A 2,674-nucleotide genomic window follows, 5' to 3' on the forward strand; every position below is an offset into this window, starting at 1 on the left:
CAGACGGCGCCGCTACAGCACATGATCGACATGGTCGCGGCGGGAGATGTCGAGGTCGAGATCGGCGCCCGCTACCCGTTCGCGAAAGCTCGTGAAGCGTACGAGGCGGTGATGGCCGGTCGGCATAAGGGCAAGGTCGTCATCGAGGTCGGTTGATATCTGGCCCGGCAGCGTCGTGCAGAAGAACCATGGCCATCGGTGGCAAACTCGAACCATGACGTCTGCCGAGCCGAAATACCTCGCGCTCGCGGCGCGGCTCCGCGAGGTGACGAACGAGCAGCCGGTCGGGACTCCCGTGCTCAGCGAGCGTGACCTCGCCGAGGAGGAAGGCGTGTCGCGAATGACGGCACGCAAGGCGATCGAGCAACTCGTCGCAGAGGGACGGCTGACGCGTGAGGTGGGGCGCGGAACCTTCGTCGCCCGCCCGGAACTCACCCTGCCGCTCACGCTCAACAGCTTCACGGTGCAGGTGCGCCAGCGGGGCCTCACGCCTTCCGCGCGCGTTGTCGAAGCGGCGCTCGTACCGGCGGGTGACCTTGCCGAGACCTTCGGAGTTGCCGAGAGCGAGCCGCTCGCGCGTCTCGTGCGCGTTCGCCTCACCGACGGCGCACCCGTCGCCGTCGAATCGGCGCACATTCTCGCCTCCGCAGCGCCCGGCCTGCTCGAGGCCGCGGATTTCACCTCCGCATCGCTCTATGCCGTGCTCGATGACGTATACGGCGTTCGATTCGATGCAGGAACCCAGGTCATTCGCGCAGGGCTCGTGCCGGAGGGCGAAGCGGAATTGCTGGAGGTCGCGCAGGGGTCGCCGGTGCTGCAGTTCTTGCGCACTTCGACCCTAAACGGGCGGGTGCTCGAACACACGGTGTCGTCGTACCCGGCCGACCGGTTCGTGCTCCAGGCCGCGATTACTCCGACGAGAGCTCCGGGATCCGCTCCGCTAATCGAGCAATAGTCGCGGCGTTCGCGGCGTCGTTGCCCTCGACGTTCGCGCTCCGCCACAGCTCCACATCGGGGTCGAGGTCCACAACCCGCGCGAGCAACGCAGACCACAGTGCGTTCGTGGCCAGGCTCGATCGCGGCACCGTCACGGGCGCGTCCAACGGCCATGACACATCCCCGGCCGGCACCCGTGTGTCGAGCACGATCGTCGCGATTTCGAACAGCCGCGCATCCGATCGCAGTGCTGAGGAGCTGCTCGCTTCAACGGATGTCAACGCGACGACCGTCGCACCGCGCTCGACGGCGGCACGGGCCAGCTCGACGGGGTAGTGGTTGATGCCCGAACTCGAGAAGACGAACACGGTGTCGCGCGACTCGATCCCGGCGGCCTCCGCGACCTCGCGCCCCAGGCCCTCGCTGCGCTCGGCGCGGGTCGACCCGTGCGCATCCGCGAGCGGAAACAGGGAGGGATGCCACAGCGGTCTGACCGCTGCGAGCCCTCCCGCCCGGTAGAACGACTCCATAACCGCGGCGAGTGAGTGGCCGGCGCCGGCAGTGCGGACGAGTCCATCGGCTTGCAGCGTCTCGATAACCGCCCTCGCCGCAGCATCGAGCGCGTCCTGATTGTGGTCGATGACACCGTCGACGAAGCTTCCGAGCGATGTCACAGCCAACCCCGTTCCGTGAATGCTGCGCGCAGTCGTTCTTCGGCCTGATTGACGTCGACGAAGCTCTCGATCTCCACCGCCAGTTCGGCGACCCCATCGAGGTCTTCGAGATAGGTGCGCTGCCCGACTACGACGTCTGCGGTCATTCCGCGCGCGGAGCCGACATCCGTGTGGTTGAGCTCCGCGTCGACCCCGAGTCGCTCGAGCGCCTGCTCCGCGGTCTTGCGCAGAATCAGGCTCGAGCCCATCCCCGCGCCGCACACCGCGAGCACGCGCAGGCTCTCGGGACGGTCGCCCGCCGCGCCCGCACGGGATGTCCGCTCGGGCTGTTCTCGAGCCCCTGCGGCAGGAACCTCTGCGGGAGCGGGAGTGGGCTGCTCGGCCGGCGTGGAAACGCGCGGCCGGCGGCGCCCCAGCAGCACGAGAATCACGATGGTGAGTACGAGTGCAACACCGGCGACGACCCACGGACCCGCTGCGCCGAGCGGCGCGAGCAGCGAGCCGATACCCATGAGCAACCATCCGACGGCGTACCAGTCGGGGTCGGCGAGCGTTGCGAGCTCGGGGGCCGTTTCAGAGTAGAGACCCCACGAGATCCACTGGCCGAACGCCAGGATGACACCGTTGAGCACACCGCCGAAGAGTGCTCCTCGCCACCCTGCGACCGCGTTGCCGAAAACACCGCCGGCGCCACCGCCGAAGAACAGCATGATCATGGGAGGCACGAGCACGAACCAGCCGGCCGCGGCGAAGACGCCCATCAGGATCAGGAACACGATCGTCGAGGCCAGGAAGCCGAGCATGACCGAGGTCGGCGCCTTCGTGAACGTGACAGGGATGTCGAGTGCAGGAGCCGTGCCCGGCAGCGCCTTCTCGCTCAGCCCGCGGAAGGCGGGCACGATCTCGGCCAGGAACATCCGGACGCCGAACAGCAGGATCGCGATACCGGCGGCGAAACGCAGCGCCTGCAGCAGCCCCCACACCCAGGGCAGCACGGTGTCCTCACCCATCTGCTCCTCGACGACGCCGCCGTCGGCGAAGGCGATCGCGATGAGCATGATGAG

4 protein-coding genes are annotated in these 2,674 nt (G+C 68.0%); 2 read left to right on the forward strand and 2 right to left on the reverse strand.

The annotated features are described in order from the left end of the window. Both Q0O95_RS14120 and Q0O95_RS14000 read left to right on the forward strand, forming a co-directional pair. Positions 1 to 156, forward strand: a 156-nt coding sequence (locus Q0O95_RS14120) for a zinc-binding dehydrogenase (RefSeq protein ID WP_366516502.1), incomplete at its 5' end; no start/stop codon positions are given. Between the two features lie 58 nt (positions 157 to 214). Further along, complete coding sequence (locus tag Q0O95_RS14000) at positions 215 to 955, forward strand: GntR family transcriptional regulator (protein WP_293699957.1); 741 nt, start codon at positions 215 to 217, stop codon at positions 953 to 955. Here the strand turns inward: Q0O95_RS14000 and Q0O95_RS14005 are convergent. Next, the gene (locus Q0O95_RS14005) at positions 909 to 1,610 is read right to left on the reverse strand and encodes a sugar isomerase domain-containing protein (RefSeq protein WP_293699959.1); all 702 of its coding nucleotides are present in this window, start codon (positions 1,608 to 1,610) and stop codon (positions 909 to 911) included. The genes Q0O95_RS14000 and Q0O95_RS14005 overlap by 47 nt on opposite strands. Then, a partial coding sequence (locus Q0O95_RS14010; RefSeq protein WP_293699962.1) for a PTS transporter subunit IIC occupies positions 1,607 to 2,674 on the reverse strand: 1,068 nt, incomplete at its 5' end. The genes Q0O95_RS14010 and Q0O95_RS14005, both read right to left, overlap by 4 nt.

Origin of the sequence: uncultured Agrococcus sp. (genome assembly GCF_945915485.1) — a bacterium.
Classification (GTDB): Bacteria; Actinomycetota; Actinomycetes; order Actinomycetales; family Microbacteriaceae; genus Agrococcus.